The following is a 21,195-nucleotide window of genomic DNA, read 5'->3' on the forward strand; positions in this document are numbered from 1 at the left end:
ATGCGTAATTTAGTACACCTTATCTCATTGAATTTCCAGCCAGTACAATATTTTATGCAATCTAATTCAAAAACAGGTGGGCCTAAGGACACACGTGTGGTGATCGTGGGAGCCGGTCCGATCGGGTTGGAACTGGCAGTCGCTTTAACTCGAAATCAGATTCCATACCAGATCCTCGATGCCGGTGCGATTGGTCAGACGATTTCCTGGTGGGCGCCTCAGACGCGATGGTTCAGCAGCAACGATCGCATTTCCATAGCGGGTGTTCCCTTGCTGACACATGATCAGAACAAAGCCAATCGGGAACAGTATCTCACTTATCTTCGTAGTGTTGCAGAACAGTACCAGATTCACGTGCAATGCTATCAATGTGTCGTTGATATACAGCAGCGGGACTCAGGTTTTACCGTCATAACCGAGTCCACACAGGGACAAACCGGGATCGATTGTGAGACTGTTGTTTTGGCGGTGGGAGGGCTGGACCATGCACGCCGACTTGGTATCGAAGGCGAGGACTTACCGCACGTCGACGGTTACCTGCGTGAGCCACACCGCTATTATGGTCGCCGGGTGCTGATTGTCGGAGGACGGAACAGCGCTGTCGAGGCGGCTTTACGATTATACCACGTCGGTGCCCATGTAAGTATCAGCTATCGAGGGAGAAATTTGCCCGAGGAGCACATCAAATACTGGCTCTATCCGGAAATCTCAGGACTCATTCGTTCAGGGAAGATTCAGGCATACTTTGAGACCCAGCCAGTTCGGATTACTTCAACCTATGTTGAACTTGAGGACGTGCAGCAGCAGGGTGAACCACAGCGGCATTATGCTGACGATGTACTGACACTGATCGGTTATGAACAGGAGAAATCATTGTTTCACCGGGCAGGCATCGAACTGGTGGGTGATAATCAGCAGCCACAGGTAAATGAAGAGTCGATGGAAACCAACGTCCCGGGGATTTACATAGCGGGAACGGCTCTGGCAGGTACCCAGTCCAGTCAATACAGACTGTTTCTCGAAAACTGTCATCAGCATGTGGATCGTATTATGACCCGGCTGACGGGAAAGTCCGTGGAATCAGAAGATGGTGAATGGCAGAGGATGATTCAGGAGGCACCGGAGAGTTGAATTCCAGATCAATCGTGCATCAACCACGATCTGGACGGCTTTTACCAAAAGGAAGTATGTAGCGTCCTTTACTTGCCTCCGGGCCATCAATGATCAATCGACTCAGCAGTCGAATCCTCAATGCATGGTATAACTGGGGGAAAGCACAATCGCTACCTTTCGCAATATCCAGGAAGCTTAATGATGAAAGTGGCAACTCGCAAACAAAATGTTGCAGTAATTGGTGCCGGGATTGGTGGACTGTGCTGCGCTCGCCAGCTTAGTGCTGCCGGATTCAGCGTCCGAATCTTTGATAAAAGTCGTGGAGTTGGTGGTCGGGTTTCCGTGCGACGTCACCAGACGGATATCGCGTTCGATCATGGGGCCCAATACTTCACTGTCGAGGATACGGAAATGGCTCAGCAAGTCGAAAGCTGGCTCACGGCCGGAGTTGTCGCTCCCTGGCAGTGTCGCATGGGGTCGCTCGATACGGGAGTCTGGAAGCCAACGAATTCAGAGACGAGGCACTTTGTCGGTGTACCAGCTATGACGGCGATTGCGAAGCATCTGGCTCGTGACCTGAACCTGACTCTGCAAACTCGAGTGACGACAGTCGCCCGAAGCGAACATGGCTGGCAATTACTCGGTGAGGAAGACCGGGATCTCGGCATTTTTGATGTATTGATTCTCAACGCCCCAGCTCCCCAGTCGGCCAGCCTGCTGAAGGATTTTCCGGAATTCGCACAGCAGATTGACGCCGCTAAGTTCGCGCCCTGCTGGTCGGTCATGTTAGCTTTCGACCAGCGGTTGGATGTCCCCTGGGATGCTGCGACTGTTCATGATTCGTCACTTTCCTGGATCGCTCGCAACAGCAGTAAGCCAGGACGCCTGACAAAGCCGGATTGCTGGTTGCTGCACGGAAATCCTGAATGGTCGTACACACACTTGGAAGACGTAAAAGAAATTGTGATGGCCCAACTGATTTCCTGCTTTTGGGAAGCCATCGGCTTAGTGCCACGGCCCCATAGACTCGCTGATGTCCATCGTTGGCGATTTGCGTTGCCCAGCGAACCACTGGATCAAAAGTTCCTGTTTGACGAAGACTTAGGAGTGGGGGTTTGTGGAGACTGGTGCGTCGGACCACGCATTGAAAGTGCATATCTTAGTGGGCTCGCGCTGGCCGAAGAAGTCAGAATGCGTCACTGACTAAAAACATTTGATCGTCTAGAAAAGTTTATGGTTGAGTGACTACTCTTTATTTCAACGCGACAACACTCGTTCCGTGTGTGGCTCCAAAGTTACGATTCGAAAGCGGGCTGATTCTGAGAGCAGTGATGTCGATACTGCATAATCCATTTGAGTTCTCACCATTTATCTTATGACAGCTTACCACTAATCCAGGCGGAAATCAGGACTACTTTATTTAGGTAACCAGCCAAGATTCAGTTGAAGGGACATCAGGCAGCCTCCCTTGCAGGGAATGGTATTGTTCAAGAATCGCAGAGGCATCTGACTTTTCCGAAGTCAACCGGTAACTCTGGTTCAGAGAACTGGATGAGATACTGAAAGGAATACTGTAACCCAGATTCTGTATCCTCTCAGCTGAATGACTTCGTTTCCGGTAAAGCAGATTGCTTCCAACCGCCATACTGAAATATTCGCTGATAATCCATGGTTCAAAGGTATGTGCAATTACGCGATTTTTTAGGGGGACCTTTTATTGTCGGCACTGTCGGCGGCAATCTTACACCATTTGGATCGTTTTAAGAGGCTTTAAACGTATCTGAGAGAAGTGTGACGGGCTTTTCCCGAGATGACATATTCAAGCATTCATGCTAGGAGTGGACTGAGAGAATGCAACCCGAACTCACTATTAATGGTCACTGGAATTCCAGGAAAGGTGGTCGGATCAATTAAAACATATGGATCTGTAATCACTGCAGAGATAACAGGATTATAAGCATCAACGATGTCACGATAGCGGAAACTGTCCGGATCGCATTCCAATACTTCCATCGTTTTTCAAATTCATCGCGGGCAATTCTGAATTCATTTGCCTCCATCTCCTCTACACTGAGTGATTGCAGTTTATTGTTCAATGGAATATTTTTTGTCAGAGTTGGTAACTGCACAGCCAGAAGATACAGTGACGTGGCAATGACCAAGATTACCTGCTGAAACCGGGGTAAATCTGAAATGCCTAAAACCGTAAATATAATCAGGGTGATCATCGAACCAATCCAGACCAGCATGAAAAGTGGTTGATTGTTCTGAATCACGCGATCCATGACTCGGAAGGCACATATGAAATCCTGGTCGCTCAGACTGCTGATGCCCGGCATAACGACAACGGCAAATGCGAAGAGAAAACCAGCGACTAAAGAGCACAGCAAAGTAGCTGCGACCAAAGCCATTTCTAAGAAATCCATAGATTGCGATTCTGGTAAATTGATTTTGTGACAAAAAAATTGTTACCGACTCATGTAGACTTCATCCATGTAGTGATTTGCCAGTGTTTGGGTATCGGTCTCTGTGGTCTCCAGGTTTGGCTTGGTTTCAATCTCTTAAAGTGCGTGTAGAGGCAACAAGACATGGCAAGTCTGCATATTTGAAATTGAACTGCATCTGCGCGTGTTTTTAAAGGCGAATCGTATGCTGATAATCTGATCGCAGCTTGAGAAGACAGCCTCTAAATATTCGATTCAGGTTAAGTCTGATTCACAAATTGTGAATGCATAAAACCCGCAAGCGATAATCAATTCGGGAATCGGCCATCATTATGTTTCAGTGCGGCATAGATCGTTTCACATAAAATATCTGAAGGGTAAGGTTTTTCAAGAATCGCAAAGGCACCGGACTTTTCCGCAGTTAACCGGGAACTGTGGTTCAGAGAGCCAGATGCGAGAATGAATGGGATCCTGTATCCCAGATTCTGTATCTTCCGCAGCAGGTCAATGCCATTCCAGTTCCCTTCCAGCGCATAATCAGAGACCACACAGCCTGATATTGTGGGATCAGTTTCTGTGAGAAAGTCCTCCACTGAGTGAAATAACTCAGTTGGCAGGCCCCGAGTCTGGAGCAGAATGACAGTAGACTGAGCTACATCTTTGTCGTCATCGATGATGTAAACTTTGTTTTTTCTTGAAAAATTCATCGGTCAGCGATCAGCAATAAATTCCAGCTGGCGAGACTTTCTTTTCACAGGCTGAAAGTAGTGCACAAAACATGTCATACCGCGGAACGCTGGGGGGCATGAACTGACTGGGTGAATCTCGAGATAGAATCATTTTTTTAACAGCAGAGTAGGATGATATAGATCGTTTCAAGTTGGTTTTGTCTGGTACAGCTCAATCATTCCTTCAAATGTTTTGACTGCGGCATACATAATGCCTTCAAACTGCTGGGGCAGATCATCAATCTGATTGATGCTCTCCTTGAAGCGGTACCAGTCTTTGTACCATGGCTCTGGGGTGCAGAGAAAAAAAACGGCCCCTGTTGTGTCCTGAAGCGATAAAGCATTCATCAGAGGCTCGGTTAAATACACTGAGCCCAGCCTCGATCCTTCCAGGACATACAATACACCAATCAGCGAGTATTTATTTTCCTGATACATGGCTGATGTTTGCTGGAGTAGCTTTTGGGTTGTGGGATCAATGGCAGGCATGTCGCCATTCACAAGCAGGTTCAAATCAGCCTGAATGGTTTGCAGTCGAGAATATTTATTTAGGTCGAAGAGTCCAGCCAGGGTACTGTCTGCTTGCCAGGTCGGCTCCAGGAAACGATGCAAATAGTATAGCTGTGCTAGAATCCAGGAATATTCTGGCTTCGAAATGATTCCATGCATCATACGAAATGCGAGATAAGTAGATTCGATCTGCTGGTGCAATTCATGAACCGCTTCCCGGATCTCCGTTGCGAAATCTTGCATTGAAAAGAGCTTTTAAAAGAGTTTAGATGGTTTGGGTGAAATAAAGGAAAACACGAGAAACCATTAACGGACATGCTGGAAGAGTTTTACTTTTAACATCTCCAGCGTGGACTCCATTCCTGTCAGCCCCACTCTTATTGATATTTGTAGGCAGATAACTATTCTTTACTAATGAAAGTCAATTGTTTTTACAGATTTCTTATAAAAACAAGCCGATGTGTTTGTGGACTATCTGAAGCTGTGTTAGCTGTCGGTGTGCCTGTGCAGTGTAATTTAACGTACGAGATGTGCCTCTGTCTGATCTAGACTTTGGGCGAAGTGATAGCGTCGGCTAATCAAAAATGAGTGTGTTCGGAGTCATAGTTGGCGGCAAGGTAAACAATAGAGCACTGAGTCGTCTGACTGGTGTCATTCGTGGGGGCAGGTCAGCGCTGGTTTTCAGCAAAGCCCAGCATATACGAATACTTTCCTTTCGGCGCTGGGCCGCGTAGTTGTCCCAGTAATACCCTGGGGATGACAATCATCAAGGTCAGCCGGGCCACATACTTGCTGCCTGGGAGGAGATGTCCAATTTCGCTGTTGGTTTGCCTGCAACAGCGTTGTTTCCTGAAGATGAAATTCTGATTGTCTTTTATGCCGGTCCATCGGAAAATGAAACCAGCATTCACTGGCAATGCCTTCGCGCTTGAACGTCAGAAGTGACGTGATAAGAAATAGGACGAACGCAAAAGGGACTTATCGTGCGCCAGTCTATTTGTAACTAATGCATGAGTCGATGCTTTGCGAATCAACCGCACAAAATGAAGTTTTACTGAGGTGATCCAATCAATAAAGCCGGTGTGGTTTCGCGGCCCCAGCTGACGGTCATTAAACCTTTGAAGTGTGAGGGAGAGCTCACGAATTTGCAAAGGTCATGGATCAGGGGCATCTCCTGATGAGCAGATATTTCATGTCAGACGCTGATCCCGCTGCCTGGTGGACTCTCCCCGGTTGTATTCACCCAGCAGTAGTGGTTTGGGGAGTATGATGAGTAAGAAATCAGAGCGTTTCATGGTTTATTCCTTCGTCTCACCAACAAAACTCGATCCATCCAAGCCCCGTTCAGGACAACCACAGGCACATACCATCATGATCTTACTTACCTGATTGCTCGCTGGCCGGGATTACCGCAGCACATACGTCATACAAGTATCACGCTGGTGAAATCGGTCGAACGACAGTCTGATTGAGCCGTGTACAATACGGAGCTTTCACCGACTGCATGGGAAAACACTGAAATCTGATTACTGAATTTCCTTAAGATCGAAAGAGAATTCATTGGTCCCTGATTGTACATCGACAGTCAGTGGGCTGGTCTGAATCTTGCGAACCTTATTGGGGATATTAGGGTATTCTTTTGGTTGTGCCGCTGGTTGATCCATACCGGGGGCGATTGGTTCTTCTGGAGGGGGATTGACAGTCACCGTATAATTTCCAACGGCGACCATTTCGATCGTGGCAGTTCCTGATTCATCCAGTGGGCCTCCTCCACCTTCTCCTGTCTCTTCATTGACCAGGTCGACCTGTCCTTCTGGGACAGGATCACCGCCGTTGGTAATTGTGATTGAGATTTCACCACGGGGCTTGTCTGAACCTGGAGTTCGACTGCAGGCAGTATTCAGTGTGACAAGCAGGAGGCATAAGGCTAGCAAAGCGAAGAAACGGAAATTTTGTAAAGCAGCATTTTTTTTCATCGCGATTCCAAGAACATAAATGGGAGATCTTAAGGGGGATCACCCTCCCCGGACCGAAGCCCCAGGGGAGGTGATTCACTAACACCTATGGTTTAGAATTCTCCAACGACCTGTCCATCGTCACGTACACATAATTGGCGGAGCGTGTTCATGTCGATGTTTTCTGATAGGAAGCGAACGGAGCCATCGGTCAGTACGGCGTGTACGCCACCCACGTGATGTGAGTTAATGACCGTGTTAGCAGAATAGGCACTGTTGGCGTATCCCGGGGCTCCAGAGGACCAGAATGCATTAGGAGGGTTCCGCACGGTGGTAGTCCCGGCTGTGTACCAGAACCCGCCAGAGCTAAGAGGCAACGGCGTGCCGGCATTCCATGTAGAAAGGCTCGCGTTGGCCCACCCGTGCCAGGCCCCCAGTGCATTGGCACCCTTTTGAGCTCCATTCACCTGACCGGACTGTTCAGCGAGGATCAAGGTATTCGATGTTCCGTCGGTACAGTCGCGGAAACGGATGCTTTTGTAGGGGATCATCATTCCAGTGTTACAGTTGCTGGAACTGCTCGCCAGCACGTCACCGGTGCAGACATTGGTGCGGCCCACAGGATCGGGGGTAGCACCAGAGATACCGACGTAATCGACGATCATGCTCTGCAGGCTGGGATTGGACGTACTGTCAGAAAGACTGTAGTCAGTGGTATTAGTCATACCGAAAGGGTTAGAGGGGCACTTGTAAACGGGGAGACGCACCGAATACAGCACCGTATTCCCTGGGAAACCGCTGTGGGCATAGTAACCATTCGGACGTGTCAGCTGAGAATAGATGTTGGCTTGATCAAGGTAGGGGAGAATCGCGGCTCGCCAGTTAGAATACGAGCCGGTCTGGGCCCCGATGGGGAGTGCCTGAAAATTGTCATTGTAATTATGCAGGGCGAGTCCCAATTGCTTCATATTGTTTTTGCAGGTTGAGCGGCGAGCTGCTTCGCGCGCCTGCTGGACTGCCGGCAGGAGCAGGGCGATCAGAATCGCGATGATGGCGATCACGACCAAAAGTTCAATTAAGGTAAATCCTCTTCTCAGTTTTCTTGGTGGGTTCATGGAGTGCCTCTTCTTTAAAAGGGTAGGATCATGTAAGGAAGGAAAAAGTTATGGACTCAGACGTATGAAGTAATGAGATCTAAACTTGTTGCACTGAGTTAGTTGGTAGCGGATACCAGGTAGGAGTTTCTCAGGTAATAACTTTACTATTTAATAAACAAGCTTAATATAAGTGTGGGCTTATGTTTTTTCAATAGTCAGTTTCGGTTAACATTTCGTTTATCAAAACAATGTTGACCTGCTGCCAGTTAAGACACCATTTACACGCCTTAATATTCTGTTCTTTTCATAGTTTTTCTACTAAGCCGTTGGAGCGGAGCGGAAGCGGGCGAGAAGGACAACTTTGCTTCCGGCACCGGGGCTCTGTAGCCCAGTGAACTGTGCGGCCTGATGGAAACGTCATTCGTGCTGTTTGTCACGACATTTCCTACAAATTCGCGCGAGTTCTCGACACTCTCATACCACCATATGACGAAGATCTCTTCCCTCGGGCACCTTGAATCACCAGAATCTGGGCATGTCCAACAGCAAACGCAGGCAGCGTACCTATGACCATCGACTGAAAGAACTCGTTCGCTCCACCGGCAACATTGATGTCGCTCTTCAACGTGGTGTCCCTCGATCTACGGCCCGAGGCTGGCTGACAAAGAACATGTCCGGCGTAATCACCGTCGACGTCTTAGATATGAGTCTGGTAGAACTACAACGTGATGTGGTCGCACTGCGTCGTCGCAACGCCAGACTTATTGCTTTGCTGCGTCTGATCATCACCGTCATGAAAGTGACTCACTTCACACTGTCACAAATTCGGCTTCCGCAAGAAGCCCAAAAGCTCCGAGTGCTGCAGGCCATCGAATATTCGCGAAAGCATTTTCCATTGAAAACTGTCCTGCGTGTGATCGGTCTGTCGCACGGTCGCTACCGTGAGTGGAAGCGGGTTGAATGTGGTCTGGATGACCTGCCATCGTGCCCTCGATCGTCACCACATCAGCTCACTGCCGCAGAAATGAGAACGATTCAGGAAATGGTCACATCTGAAAAATACCGTCATGTAGCAACCGGGACACTGGCACGCCTGGCGGAACGAATGGGTAAGATGTTCGCTTCTCCGTCGACCTGGTACCGTCTGGTCCGAATCCACAAATGGCGGAGAGTGCGGTCACGCGTTTATCCTGCAAAGCCGAAAGTGGGGATCCGTGCGATACGGGCCAATGAAATCTGGCATGTTGATACGTCATTAGTCCGGCTGGTTAACGGGGGCCGGGCTTATATTCACGCGGTGATCGACAATTACTCACGGCGCATTCTTGCCTGGCGTGTACTTGATCGCTTCGAGCCGGGCATCACCGCCCGGTTATTCCTGGACGTATCGCAGGCCACGACTGTGGGAAAGCCAACCGTGTTCGTCGACGGTGGTCGTGAGAACTATAATGCGGCCATCGATGAGGTCATCGAGTCCGGTCTATTGAAAAGAGTTCTGGCACAGACCAAAATCCAATATTCCAACTCGCTTATCGAATCGTGGTGGCGTGTGCTTAAGCATCAATGGCTTTATTTCCATGAACTGGATTCCGCGCAAGCGGTTGAAAACCTGGTGGCTTTCTACGTCGAGCAATACAACACGTATTTACCACATTCCGCGTTCCAGGGGCAGACTCCTGACGAGATGTACTATGGGACGGGGCAAGAGATACCGGGGCAACTGCAGGAAGCGCGTATCGCAGCGAGAAAATCACGGATGGAGTCAAATCGATCTCAGAGCTGTCGGATGTGTGAGGAACTTCTCGCGGTCAGTAATTGAGTGTGAGAGTGGCAGGATAGATTTAACAGGTTAGTCGTTCACCGTTGATGATCTCCACCGGGGATTTCACCCTGCGATCGTTGGCTCACCGTGTAAGTGCTATTTGGTGCGGCGATGATGGTTCCAGCGTTTCGTTGCCGAATGGACTGGGTTTTTCCCAAGTGCGAGAACTCGCGCGAAAATGTCGGGAATGTCATGACAAACAGCAGGGCAAAATCGGACCCCGAAAAGCCCCTTATCGGACATTTAATAGGACTATTTATCGGACTTTTACCCAAATAGGGGGTGTTGGGACAGCGGTATTGGGACGGCGGGAATTCGTAAGCACAATAAAAATGGCCACTTACCAGTTTCGGTAAGTGGCCTTTAAGTGGAGGCGGCGGGAAAGAGTTTTGGGAGATGTGGCGTCGCTCTAAGTGTCATGATGGTAATTGTTTGTATGAATCATGTTTTTTTGTTTTTTCTCGAAATTCGTAAAAATCAGATACGAAATCAGACACATCAGACATGGGGGAGATGTGCATGGAGTGATATTAGTGGAGGTGAGTTGCCTCAAACCCGTATTCTGATGCATGTGTAGGTCTTGGATAGAGCTACAGGAAGCTAAGAAGCTGTCCGCAACCTCTCGGTATATCTGCTTCATTCGCTCATTTTACTCAGTGAGCGGGGCAGGATCGTCAAAGGGGCGATCGGACCACTTGCTGCACCCGCTCGCAATCCTTGAGACAGCAGGTAAGCAGATAGGAATTCAGTTCCTGAGATCTCGTGATAAAGGCACAGGAGTAGTCCATCTCCGCTGGAGCGTTTTGACGCGGCTCTAGACTGCTGGTTTGGCTGGCAGGCATCAGATATATCACATGCGACTACAGACCTAGGCAGCGTCCTCCGGCGCCTTCAACTGAGGGGAGATGCCCTCATTGAGAGTGGAGGCGAGGTTGTGAATCAATGGATTGAAGCCCAGTATACACCTCAAGATGACATCGACTCCATATGCGAGGAATTCTTCCTCAGTGGTGAGTAGGACGGCCAATGCCTAGTCCTGATGGGTAGCGTAAAGGATGGGAAGACGGCTCTGCAAAACCGCTACGATCGACTTGCTCGCAACGAAGGCAAGCCGCCCGTAGCAATCCTTCGCTACGGTTACCATTAATGTACTCTTTTCTACATTGTCATTCTCAATCTGAGCAACTACTTACATTCCAGCATCACGAGTGTCAGATCGTCGTTTGGTGAAGCGTTATTACGGTAGGCGGCTATTGCGTCGTTGATCCGCATTGTATCTGCCAGTGGAGAATTTTTTGTTCCAGGAGAGAAGAGCTCAGTCAGTCGATGCACTCCGAAAAGCGTGCCATCAGAGTTTGCTGTTTCTGTGACTCCATCACTGAAGAGTAAGATACGATCTCCTGAAGAAAGTATGGTATGCCTCTGTTCCCAGTCGGCTTTCAGATCGATTCCAATCAGCAAGCCTGTGCTTTTCAACAGTTCAACATTTCCAGATACTCTTTTCAAAATTGCCGGTAAATGGCCTGCGCTGACCCAGGTCAATTCACGTGACTCCGGTTCCCAACGTGCCAGGATTACTGATGCAAAATTGCCGGGCAGTATCGCAGCAGTAAATTGCCGGTTTACTTCTTTCATAATAGCAACTGGATCAAAAGGAGGGTTCTCAGAAGCGGCCAGCAGGAGCGATTTCAGCATCGCTGCCCCCATCGCAGCCGGAACGCCGTGTCCGCTCACATCAGCAATACAGATGAACCATGATCCATCCGGTAGAGGCAGGAAATCGTAGTAATCTCCGGCGACACTGTCAGCCGGTTCAAATATGTGGGCTGTTTCGAGCTGTGGGATCTGTACGCCATGTGGCAAAAGATACTGCTGGATCTTTCTTGCTTTTTCCATCTGGCTGCGTCGATCACGATCATTTTCCTTTAATGCCACGCTCATGGAATTAATAGACGAAGAGAGTAAGTTCATCTCACAACTACTGAAAGTGGGAGCGACAGCATCAAAATTCCCTGATCTAATATTCTCGACTGTAATTAACAGCTGATCCAGTGGTCTACCTACGATTTTCAGCAACACGAGATTAACAATTCCAGCAGCGATCATTCCTAAAGCCCCGAGCACAGCAAGCTGAACCAGAACTTTGGATCGTATTGATCGACGTACATTATTTAATGTTTCAATGACAAAGACGCTGGCCTCTCTGCCTGGTTGATATCCGATGACAAGCTGGTGTTGCTGGAAATCATCTAGTTTAAAAGAAGCCGGATTGGAAAAATCAAACTCCGTCAAGATAGACTCAGCCCCAAGAGGATCACCGCCAGCCTGTATATATTCCCCCTGTAAGTTGACAATGATGCGATGGCCAGGAGATGCCGATTTTCTCATTTTATCACAGACGTTGTTGATATAACTTTGAACGTCATGATCTTGATGGTCCTGTATTAAATGTGAAACAGCAGACTGGATAGCAATGGCTTCATCATTCAAACCGGTTCGCATCTGTGCTGTCGCATTCTCGATTTCCCGAAAATATTGAAAAATCAACAGAACTGCCAATGCAATGCTGAGAGTCAGGTTTACAGACAGCAGCAGCTGAAACCGGATCGTACGCGGTTGTTTCCACAAACCTCTGAATCTGGCCAATAAATCTGACATGATGTGCCTTCAGTCGTTTCTGTCTCATAGAATTGGAAATAAGCAGTAAACATCTCAAGAATGCTTATTTAAGAGAAAAGAGATGCTGACTTTTTAATTTACGCTGGATCTGAAAATGAAGTTCCAGGGGTGTTAAATTCCAGGAGCCATCAATTAATGATCAAGCAGATCATACAGCGCGCATAGAGAATGCAATGAGGAGAGATCAGGTCAACCAGCTACAAAGAACTTCCTGCTGGTGTAGATTAGGCAGAAATGAGGTCTGGGAGGTCTTTATTACAGTGCGAACCTGCGAATGTTGAATGCAGGCGACTTGCGTTATCAACTGAGTGGTTGATAACCGGGAAAACACGGTTTTTGATGGCGTGCGAGTTTTATCTGGCGTAACAGGGAGTTCTTTTTTGACAGAACACCGACAATGCAACTGCTGGCAGATAGCAGCGCAGCAAATCTGTCTTACTTCAAGCGAAGTGGAACAGCAACATGCCTCTGTAGTACAACCATTACTTGACTGCACCGAAGAGGCAACTCCTCCGAAGATGGTGGCTGCCACTAGAATCCAGGAAATCAGAGTTTGTGTACTGGTCTTAAACACTGCTGCACCGATTTTAAAGGAATGACTCGTTTGTTTTAGGTATCAGACTTACAACAGTCAAGCCTGAATATAGACTACGTCAGGCAGAATAAATCTCACCTGCTGCAGAACGACTGCACATGCAGTCTGGATCGCGGTTTGTAAATGTTTTACTCGCTAGGCTAAAAACATAAAGTTGCAGAGAAATGTGTAGCAATCAGAAACCTGGCAAAGAGCTAAATGAAAAGGCGGGGCCTTTCGATAAATTTAAGCGATAGGGATTGCCACCATTTTCCCAGTTGGTTTTGATCTTGGCAGATCGCAGTGAATCCTCTAGGATACGTTCCTTTGAATTTTGTCGCGGTAGTCTGGGGGGTATGCCTTGGTTGCACAGCCCTCAAAATCTTTGTTGAAAGCTCTCAGGCTAATCAGCAGAATCATCATCACTGTCCAGATTGAATCAAGTGGCGGAACTCTGCATGTCGATGTCAGAAGTGTTTGCCGTGATTTTTCGAGTGGTACGAGAATCCTATCCAGTGCCCCTTGATATCTGAGTGACAGGCACGGCCCCGGTAGAATTCTGGAAATCCCTTTTACGTTTAGAGTTGTGATGAAACTGCTTCGCTTGTTCATGATCGTTCTACTGCTGCAACCTTGCCCGGTCTGCTGGGGGCATGGATTGACCGCACACGGAGAAGCATCTCAACACGACTCCGGCGACTGCAAAGCGGTTTCTTCAAGCTGTCCCTGTTGTGCTCAGTGGAAACAAAAACAGGGAGTTCAGCAACAGTTACCACAGGATGACGAACATGATTGTCCCTGCACGTGTCATGTTTCAGACGAAGTATTCGCCTTTACCGGACCAGCGGTACATCTCGAAAGTTGCACTCATCCTGTGACGCTGGTCGTTAGTCTGGATCAATCCTGCCACTTCATAACTCATCTGAATAACGTAGCAAATGATACTTCACAGGCCGCTGTGATACTCCCGCTGCGCTTATAAATTTCTCTCGGGCTCGCTTGCCTGCTGGCAGTGACGGTCACTGATTGTCCAAGGCGTTATTATCGCCTGGCCGTCTCTTTGGATTCAATGCTGATTCAAATGATACCTGCTGCGCCTGTATCTGTTTAAATTAAGCCGCACTCCGCTGTCTTTGCATGCATTTCAGGTCGAGTCCATTACCTCTTTTGCAGATCAAAATCGTATTCAAAATCAAAAACAGGTAAGGAAATTTATAATATGAAGACTCACACTCTTGTAGGACTGTTTAAAAACAATGGTATCCGTCTGCTGGCCGCAGGCACTCTGCTGGTTTCCCTGTCGAACGTCTCCCTGGCTCAAAATGCGCCACAGGCAGCAGCATTGAGCAAGGCAGAAGCATCACGTGCTTCCGCAGCGAAACAAAATAAATACACGTTTATCATGTTCTGGAAAGACCAGGATACAACCACCAAAAGCATGTGGAGCACACTGCAGCAGAATCTGTCCGACAAAAACACAGCGTCCGTTGTGGCGGTTAACACAGGCGATCCCCAGGAACGCAAGATTATTGAACAGTATGGAGTCTCACGCGCGCCCATGCCGCTTACGCTGGCAGTTGCTCCCAATGGGGCGGTCACCGGTTCCTATGTGAAACAGATCAACGCTGACTATATTCAGCAGGCTTTCGTGTCCCCCGCCAAATCCCGGTGCATGCTGAATCTGCAGAGCCGGAAAATGGTGCTGTTGTGTGTAAGTCCCTCCGGTCAGGCTGGCGTCCCCAAGGGGGTTCAAAATTTCAAATCAATTCCCTGTTACAAGAACGCGGTGGAAGTGATCAACGTTTCACAATCTGAACCGGCCGAACGCGACTTTCTGAAAGAGCTGAGAGTGCCCGCATCACAGAACTCTGCCGTTGTTTTCATGGCACCTCCCGGGGTGATGGTTGGAAAGTATAACAGCAGTGTATCCAGCCAGCAGCTGATTGCCGAACTGAAAAAAGCAGGTAAAAGCTGCGGCGTGGAAGGCTGCAAGCACTGTAAATAAACCAGCACATCACAATCACACATTCAAAAGGAGGTCTCTCATGAAAATGAGAACAATTGTCTGGAAAGAAATGAAAGAGCGTCCTACGGCGCTGATTGCCAGTCTGCTGGCGATCATTCTGAGTGTGACGGCGCTGGTCGCGATCCGTAACGTCACGATTTTCTCAGAGCAGGAGGTCGCCGGTAAACTCGACGAACTGGGAGCAAACGTACTGATTCTCCCTGAAGGAGTCACGCTGCAGGACTACTATGCAGCAGACATGCACAAGGAAACCATCCCCGAAGAACACGTGGCTGAGCTGGCACTGGCGGGACTGACCGGAGTGGAGGCAATGACGCCCAAACTTTGTGTTCCCACCAGGCTGGATGATCGCAACGTGATTCTGACAGGTATCCTGCCACAGTCTGAAATTCAGAAGATGAATGCCTGGTCGGGGGGAGGGATGCTTTTTAAGAAACATGAAGGCTGTAAAGCCAAGATTAACGTGGCCGATGAAAATCTGGATGCCCCTGAATCTCTGGCAGAACGCCGGGCATTACAGCATCTTAATCAATCGGAAGTACTGCTTGGCGCTGATTTTGCTGCCCGTCAGGGGCTGAAAGAAGGCGATCAGCTCCAGCTTCTGGGGGAAACGTTTGACGTGCTCAGCGTGCTTCCTGCAACGGGGACAGTCGATGACAGCCGGGTGTTTGCGCACCTGCACACCGTGCAGCGGTTGTCAGGGGCGGGCCCGGTTGTGAATATCATTGAGGTCATGGGCTGCTGTGAAGATGTTGCCAACGGCCTGGTAGGGGAGTTGCAGTCGCTGTTGCCCGACACCAAGGTAGTTACGATTGCCAACGTCGTTGAAACTCAGGTTTCGATTAACCGGATGATGACCAATCTGTCGTACCTGTTCCTGGCGATTCTGGTTGCCGTTGGCGGTGTCAGCATGGCCAGCGCGAGCTTCGCGAATGTCATGGAACGTCGCCGTGAGATCGGAACCCTGATGGCCCTGGGGGCCACACCCCGATTTGTGACCCGACTGTTCCTGGCCAAGGCGGCACTGCTCGGTCTGGCCGGTGGGATCAGCGGATATGTTCTGGGGAGTCTGATTGCGGTCTTCCTCGGACCGGCATTTGCAGATGTCTCGGTATTTCCTGTCCCCAGTCTGGCAATCATTGCCGCTGCGGTTGCGGTACTGGTGACACTGGCCGCCAGTTATTTCCCGGCGCGTCAGGCATCCCGCCTCGACCCCTGTCTCTGTTTCAAGGAGGTCTAACCAGATGTTAAAGTTGGAATCTGTCAAAAAAGTATACCGCAAAAAACAGGACGAAGTGATTGCCCTGGACACGACCGATATCGAGATCGCACAAGGTGAGTTTGCTGCGATCATCGGCCCCAGCGGGAGTGGTAAGACAACACTGCTTTCCATGCTGGGGGCAATGTCAGCTCCTTCCGAGGGACGCATTCTGCTCGACGACGAGTCAATTTATGATTTGCCGATTGAACAGCGTGCCGAAGTCAGGCAGAACAAGATCGGGTTTGTCTTCCAGACATTCAACCTGGTCCCGTATCTGACGGCAATCGAAAATGTTCAGGTCCCGATGATGTTGTCGCAAAAGTTCAAAACTGAGCGGCAAGAGCGGGCGGAAGAATTGCTTGCTCAGGTGGGGCTGCAGGATCGCCTGCACCATAAGCCGAGTGAACTCAGTATCGGACAGCAGCAGCGTGTCGCGCTGGCACGCATGCTGGCCAATGATCCTACGATCATTCTCGCCGATGAACCGACAGGAAATCTAGATCCGGAGACTCGTGATCAGGTTCTCGCTTTCCTGCGTCAGTTTAATGAGGAAGGTCGCACGATCATCATGGTGACGCATGATTTATCCGCTGCGGAGTGTGCCCGCAGAACCCTACGTCTTTCTGAAGGTCGTATCCAGGCAGGTTCCGAACAGGATCTGTTGAAAACGGCTTAATGAAAGTTTGTTCCTTGGTCGCCAGGCTCGAGTCCTCTCCGTTCGCGAGAGGGCTCGAGCGCTGGATATGAAATATTATTAACTCTGACCGACGACAAAGCGGGACAGGGACGTACATATCAGGTTCAGGAGAACTGAGATGCATGGATTGCCGAAAATGTTAATGAAATTCAGTACCCTCGGATCGCATTCGGCCAGGATGTTTCAACTGATCCTGATTCCCGCTCTGCTTTTAACTTCCTGTGCCTCAGATCGCGGGCAGATGGCTGCAAACCAGCGAGGTTCCATTCAGCCAGAGAGGCCGTTGGCAGACAACGAGCAGAGTGAGTCTCAGGCCGCACAAGTCGCTATCTCAGCTTCTGAAGTCGACGCCAGAGAACCTGCAGAAACCATACCCGGCGAATCGCGGGAAAAGTTGACTTTGACATCCTATCACGAAGCTTTTGAGGGAAAAATTCCACCACCGCCTGTCCCACCGGCTGGAGGACCGGATGTCCCAGAAACAGATCCTGAGGAAAATGCTTTGACGCCAGCCAGCCGGACAATGAGCCTGGGCGAACTGGAGCAGATCGCACTGTCGAATAATCCCACCCTGGCTCTGCAACGGGCAGAGGTCGAGAAAGAACGGGGGAACTGGACTCAGGTTGGTCTCTATCCCAACCCAACCGTGGGGTACGTCAACTCCACAACCAGCAGTAATGGTGATACGCAATCAAACGGTATCCTCGTGCAGCAGACATTTATTACCGCTGGCAAACTGGACAAAGCCCGGGCAACTGAAACCTACGGTATCCAGACATCGGAACTCCAGCTGGATGCCCAGCAGATGCGTGTCATTAATGATGTCAGACTGCGTTATTATGATGTGCTCGGAGCGCAGGAACAGTTAAAACTCGTGGAGGAGATTGCGCAGCTTTCAAAACAGACCCTCGATGCGGCTGAGAGGCTTAATAAGGCCGAGCAGGTTCCACGAACAGATTTATTACAGGCCAAAGCACAGTATGCTACAGTCAGGGCTGCACTCACTAACGCACATACCGACTTCGAAACAGCCTGGCAAAAACTCGCTGTGATTGTGGGCTGTCCGGAATTACCGCCCAGTAAGCTCATGAAACCGGAAGATGATTTGCCGGAATTTGATCTGGAGGCGGAATGGCAGCGTCTCTTGTCTGAAAGCCCCCAGTTACTCACGGCGGAAAGCCAGATCGGCGTTGCCCGCGGTCAACTGGCCAGTGCAGAGGCAGCCCCGGTTCCCGATCTAACTTTGCAATTTGTAACTGACTACAATTCAGTCGGAGACTATGCAACCTTTAATACCCTGATGGCACTGCCGCTCCCACTCTTCAATCGCAATCAGGGAGGCATCTATAATGCCGTTTCCGAAGTGAACCGCTCCGAGCGCGAGCTGGAACGGGTGCGACTGGTATTGCGCGATCAGTTGATCTCCTCTTACCGTGATTACATGCTGGCACGCAACCAGGCGGAACAGATGCGTGAGGAAGTGCTGCCCGATCTCAGGGAAGCACTGGAACTGATGATCAAAGGCTATGAGAGTGGCCAATTCAGTTTTCTGGCCGTGCTCAATGCACAGCAGAACAACTTCCAGTCGAATCTGGAGTACATTGATGCTTTGAACCGGGCACATCGATTGTCGGTCGAAATTTCCGGTTTGCAGATGACCGGAGGCTTGAACCCGGCGACGATCGGAACGGCGATTCAGGAGGCTGGCGGCGGCGGAAGATTGCGAGCGGTCCAGCAGCAACTACAGAAACAAAGCAACGCGAATCTGAGTAACTTTGCTCCCGCAGCACTCTAGGTCCACTCGAATTCTTTGAAGTCATCATTGCAGTTCAGCAGCTCCTGAAATCTCCGGTGAGATTCAAGCACAGAATAAGTTCCGATCAGTCAACTGGAAACGCAAATCAGAGGAGTATTCATCGTGAGCGGTGAAACAGGGGGGATTCTTGTCTCAATGCGATTCGTCAGGGATGGCATTGATCTCCTGTTCAACCCGGTCTATACTTAGAATAAGTTAGGCAAACAGGGTTTAATATGTACATGCAGCACATGATCAATATCGTAATGACCGTCCTGGTGATCGTATGCCCCTATCTTCCATGTAGGGATACGTGTCTGGGATCGTGTGCCGCTGCGCAGTCTGAGTCGGCACCCGCTCAGAAGTCTGCAAGTGCAAACTGTTGCCATCACAGAGATTGTGAAGATCAGAAACAGCATTCTGGGAATCAGGAACAGAGTCCAGTCCAACCCCAGTGCCCCCAGGATGGCAAACTGCCAAATTGTTTTTGTGGGGGGGCCGTAATCACGACGATGGTCGACTGTCCCAGTCTGATCGAAGCTGATTCTCTGGCTGAATTTCTCCTTGTCGACCTCAACGACGCCGCGCACATGTCAACCAGGTCCGTCTGTCTGAGGGACAATCCCCATCGAGGCTGCCACTTCCCGCCGTACTCTTCCGGGCGGGAAATCTGTCATTTATCAGCCTCCTATCTGCTCTAAAGCGTCCGACACGAGCATCGTAGATTATCCGTAATTCCGGATGAGTTTGCGGTCATTTCTTGACTTCCGTGTCTGTTTCCAACCGCTTAATTACCTTATTACTAGGCTCCTGCTTCTCAACTATTGAGCAAGAAAGGACATCTCATGAGTCAATCTGTCATAGGTCGACCCTCCGTAAATCCAGATACGTCTGCGCCTGACTCTCCAGCTCCAACTGATCAACGTCCCCACGGACTGGTCTGGAAGCTTGGCCGCTGGTTCCTGGATGGGTTACCCACCATCATCGTCATGTCTGTATTAGTCGCCATCGGTTACTACGGGCATACCCACCATTGGAAAATCCCGACGTTTGCAGAATTCACGGGGCAGGCGAAGCCTGTAGTCAAGGACTGGTGTGAGGAGCACGGGGTTCCTGAATCCAAGTGTGTAATCTGTAACCCTGACTTGATGCCTGCCGGACCCGATTATGGCTGGTGCACTGAGCATGGTGTCAACAACTGCCCGTTGCACCATCCCGATGTTGCTGAACTGAAGAAGACACCAGTGATTTCTGCGGCAACAATGCAACAGGCGGATCGTGCTCTCGCACTGCGAGAACGACCAGATAACAATGCCGCCTGTAAGGTGTATCAGAAACGAATCCAGTTTGCTTCCAATGAGGCGGTTCAGCAGGCTGGCGTCGATGTTGAACTGGTCGACCGGGAGCCGGTGACCGAGTGGGTATCAGGGACAGGCGAAATCCGCTACGACCCGACACGTCTGGCAAACCTGTCTGCACGTGTTCCCGGCACAGCCTGGCGCGTGCTCAAGAATGTGGGAGACCGGGTTCAGGAAGGAGATATTCTCGCGGTCGTTGATGCAGCAGAGGTGGGACGTCTCAAAAGCGATCTGGTGAAAGCGATTGTCGCCGAGAACCTGGCACGTAAAAACTTTGAACGACTGAATGGACTGCGCGGATCGGTCCCCGGGAAAGATATTCTGGCTGCAGAAGCCATTCTGGCTAAAGAGGAGGCTGAAGTTCTGAGTGTTGAACAGTCTCTGGCTAATCTGGGTCTGTCAGTGGATGTGGCTTCGATTGCAAATCTCAACAAGCAGGCCATGATCGATCGCTTACGTTTCCTGGGTTTTCCCGAAAAACTGGCAGAACAGTATCGATCCCAGACCGCTTCGGCCAACCTGATCCCGGTTCGCAGCTCGATGAACGGCGTGGTTACGGAGCGGAATGTGGTTTCCAGTGAGGTCGTCACTCCAGAGCGAACGCTGTTTGAAGTGGCAGACCCCAGCTGGATGTGGCTGATCCTTAATGTCCCCCTGGAAGAGGCCTCATTGATCCAGGTCGGGCAACAGGTCCGGTTTCAACCCAATGGAAGCCGTAAGGAAATTACCGGAAACCTCAGCTGGATCAGCACAGCTGCTGATAAACAGACGCGGATGGTAAAGGTCAGGGCGGAAATCGATAACGCTGACGGGCAGCTGCGTGATGAGACCTTTGGCGCGGGACGCATCATTCTCAGACAGGAAAAACAGGCGGTTGTGATTCCCCGGAGTGCTGTGCACTGGGAGGGCTGCTGTCAGGTGGTCTTTGTTCGTAATAAACACTACTTCGACAGCCCGGAGAGCCCTAAGGTCTTTCAGCTGCGAAATGTTCGAACTGGTTTTGTGAACGGTGATCGCGTGGAAATCATCGCCGGCTTACTTCCCGGAGAGGTGGTCGTGACCCAGGGGAGTGACGTTTTGCGGGCACAACTTCTCAAGAACAGCCTCGGAGAAGGCTGTTGCGCTGAATAGAAGGG

At 49.9% G+C, this 21,195-nt stretch carries 14 protein-coding genes; 8 read left to right on the plus strand and 6 right to left on the minus strand.

All coding sequences use genetic code 11. The annotated features are described in order from the left end of the window. Nucleotides 1-54 precede the first annotated feature (54 nt). Together RID21_RS14855 and RID21_RS14860 are read left to right on the plus strand one after the other, a co-directional pair. Nucleotides 55-1,131 (plus strand): NAD(P)-binding domain-containing protein, encoded by a 1,077-nt coding sequence (locus tag RID21_RS14855; protein ID WP_350190109.1) that lies wholly within the window; start codon nucleotides 55-57, stop codon nucleotides 1,129-1,131. A gap of 183 nt (nucleotides 1,132-1,314) precedes the next feature. Further along, nucleotides 1,315-2,316, plus strand: coding sequence for an NAD(P)/FAD-dependent oxidoreductase (locus RID21_RS14860; RefSeq protein WP_350190111.1), 1,002 nt, complete (start codon nucleotides 1,315-1,317; stop codon nucleotides 2,314-2,316). Between the two features lie 728 nt (nucleotides 2,317-3,044). Here RID21_RS14860 and RID21_RS14865 read toward each other — a convergent pair. From RID21_RS14865 to RID21_RS14885, 5 genes are all read right to left on the minus strand, one after another. Beyond that, nucleotides 3,045-3,539 carry an anthrone oxygenase family protein gene (locus RID21_RS14865; RefSeq protein WP_350190113.1) on the minus strand — a complete coding sequence of 165 codons (495 nt, stop codon included), beginning with the start codon at nucleotides 3,537-3,539 and terminating at the stop codon, nucleotides 3,045-3,047. Between the two features lie 326 nt (nucleotides 3,540-3,865). Beyond that, a complete protein-coding gene (locus tag RID21_RS14870; RefSeq protein WP_350190115.1) occupies nucleotides 3,866-4,264 on the minus strand; it encodes a response regulator transcription factor in 399 nt (132 codons plus the stop codon). A 168-nt stretch (nucleotides 4,265-4,432) separates the two neighbouring features. Then, nucleotides 4,433-5,038 carry a biliverdin-producing heme oxygenase gene (locus RID21_RS14875; RefSeq protein ID WP_350190117.1) on the minus strand — a complete coding sequence of 202 codons (606 nt, stop codon included), beginning with the start codon at nucleotides 5,036-5,038 and terminating at the stop codon, nucleotides 4,433-4,435. 1,283 nt (nucleotides 5,039-6,321) lie between these two features. Then, nucleotides 6,322-6,771 carry a carboxypeptidase-like regulatory domain-containing protein gene (locus RID21_RS14880; RefSeq protein ID WP_350190119.1) on the minus strand — a complete coding sequence of 150 codons (450 nt, stop codon included), beginning with the start codon at nucleotides 6,769-6,771 and terminating at the stop codon, nucleotides 6,322-6,324. A gap of 92 nt (nucleotides 6,772-6,863) precedes the next feature. Further along, nucleotides 6,864-7,865, minus strand: coding sequence for a DUF1559 domain-containing protein (locus RID21_RS14885; protein WP_350190121.1), 1,002 nt, complete (start codon nucleotides 7,863-7,865; stop codon nucleotides 6,864-6,866). 517 nt (nucleotides 7,866-8,382) lie between these two features. Here RID21_RS14885 and RID21_RS14890 point away from each other — a divergent pair. Next, nucleotides 8,383-9,666, plus strand: a complete 1,284-nt coding sequence (locus tag RID21_RS14890; protein ID WP_350190123.1) for a DDE-type integrase/transposase/recombinase — start codon at nucleotides 8,383-8,385, stop codon at nucleotides 9,664-9,666. A gap of 1,188 nt (nucleotides 9,667-10,854) precedes the next feature. On the opposite strand, the gene RID21_RS14895 is transcribed toward RID21_RS14890, so the two are convergent. Next, on the minus strand, nucleotides 10,855-12,327 hold the full coding sequence (locus RID21_RS14895; RefSeq protein WP_350190125.1) for a SpoIIE family protein phosphatase: 1,473 nt from the start codon (nucleotides 12,325-12,327) through the stop codon (nucleotides 10,855-10,857). Nucleotides 12,328-14,141: 1,814 nt separating this feature from the next. On the opposite strand from RID21_RS14895, the gene RID21_RS14900 reads away from it, so the two are divergent. The 5 genes from RID21_RS14900 (at nucleotide 14,142) to RID21_RS14920 (ending at nucleotide 21,190) form a co-directional block, all read left to right on the plus strand. Next, entirely contained in the window at nucleotides 14,142-14,927 is a 786-nt protein-coding gene (locus RID21_RS14900) for a hypothetical protein (protein WP_350190127.1), read from the plus strand. A 40-nt stretch (nucleotides 14,928-14,967) separates the two neighbouring features. Beyond that, entirely contained in the window at nucleotides 14,968-16,188 is a 1,221-nt protein-coding gene (locus tag RID21_RS14905) for an ABC transporter permease (protein ID WP_350190129.1), read from the plus strand. A gap of 4 nt (nucleotides 16,189-16,192) precedes the next feature. After that, nucleotides 16,193-16,885, plus strand: a complete 693-nt coding sequence (locus RID21_RS14910) for an ABC transporter ATP-binding protein (protein WP_350190131.1) — start codon at nucleotides 16,193-16,195, stop codon at nucleotides 16,883-16,885. Between the two features lie 163 nt (nucleotides 16,886-17,048). Then, nucleotides 17,049-18,701 (plus strand): TolC family protein, encoded by a 1,653-nt coding sequence (locus RID21_RS14915; RefSeq protein ID WP_350190133.1) that lies wholly within the window; start codon nucleotides 17,049-17,051, stop codon nucleotides 18,699-18,701. A gap of 845 nt (nucleotides 18,702-19,546) precedes the next feature. Next, nucleotides 19,547-21,190 carry an efflux RND transporter periplasmic adaptor subunit gene (locus RID21_RS14920; RefSeq protein ID WP_350190135.1) on the plus strand — a complete coding sequence of 548 codons (1,644 nt, stop codon included), beginning with the start codon at nucleotides 19,547-19,549 and terminating at the stop codon, nucleotides 21,188-21,190. The last annotated feature ends 5 nt before the right edge of the window (nucleotides 21,191-21,195 follow it).

The sequence above is a fragment of the Gimesia sp. genome (genome assembly GCF_040219335.1).
GTDB lineage: Bacteria > Planctomycetota > Planctomycetia > Planctomycetales > Planctomycetaceae > Gimesia.

What these genes read in the sequence shown, in the direction of transcription:
- RID21_RS14855 (WP_350190109.1), top strand. Translation starts at nt 55, where the DNA reads ATGCAATCTAATTCAAAAACAGGTGGGCCTAAGGACACACGTGTGGTG.
- RID21_RS14860 (WP_350190111.1), top strand. Translation starts at nt 1,315, where the DNA reads ATGAAAGTGGCAACTCGCAAACAAAATGTTGCAGTAATTGGTGCCGGG.
- RID21_RS14865 (WP_350190113.1), bottom strand. Translation starts at nt 3,539, where the DNA reads ATGGATTTCTTAGAAATGGCTTTGGTCGCAGCTACTTTGCTGTGCTCT.
- RID21_RS14870 (WP_350190115.1), bottom strand. Translation starts at nt 4,264, where the DNA reads ATGAATTTTTCAAGAAAAAACAAAGTTTACATCATCGATGACGACAAA.
- RID21_RS14875 (WP_350190117.1), bottom strand. Translation starts at nt 5,038, where the DNA reads ATGCAAGATTTCGCAACGGAGATCCGGGAAGCGGTTCATGAATTGCAC.
- RID21_RS14880 (WP_350190119.1), bottom strand. Translation starts at nt 6,771, where the DNA reads ATGAAAAAAAATGCTGCTTTACAAAATTTCCGTTTCTTCGCTTTGCTA.
- RID21_RS14885 (WP_350190121.1), bottom strand. Translation starts at nt 7,865, where the DNA reads ATGAACCCACCAAGAAAACTGAGAAGAGGATTTACCTTAATTGAACTT.
- RID21_RS14890 (WP_350190123.1), top strand. Translation starts at nt 8,383, where the DNA reads ATGTCCAACAGCAAACGCAGGCAGCGTACCTATGACCATCGACTGAAA.
- RID21_RS14895 (WP_350190125.1), bottom strand. Translation starts at nt 12,327, where the DNA reads ATGTCAGATTTATTGGCCAGATTCAGAGGTTTGTGGAAACAACCGCGT.
- RID21_RS14900 (WP_350190127.1), top strand. Translation starts at nt 14,142, where the DNA reads ATGAAGACTCACACTCTTGTAGGACTGTTTAAAAACAATGGTATCCGT.
- RID21_RS14905 (WP_350190129.1), top strand. Translation starts at nt 14,968, where the DNA reads ATGAAAATGAGAACAATTGTCTGGAAAGAAATGAAAGAGCGTCCTACG.
- RID21_RS14910 (WP_350190131.1), top strand. Translation starts at nt 16,193, where the DNA reads ATGTTAAAGTTGGAATCTGTCAAAAAAGTATACCGCAAAAAACAGGAC.
- RID21_RS14915 (WP_350190133.1), top strand. Translation starts at nt 17,049, where the DNA reads ATGAAATTCAGTACCCTCGGATCGCATTCGGCCAGGATGTTTCAACTG.
- RID21_RS14920 (WP_350190135.1), top strand. Translation starts at nt 19,547, where the DNA reads ATGAGTCAATCTGTCATAGGTCGACCCTCCGTAAATCCAGATACGTCT.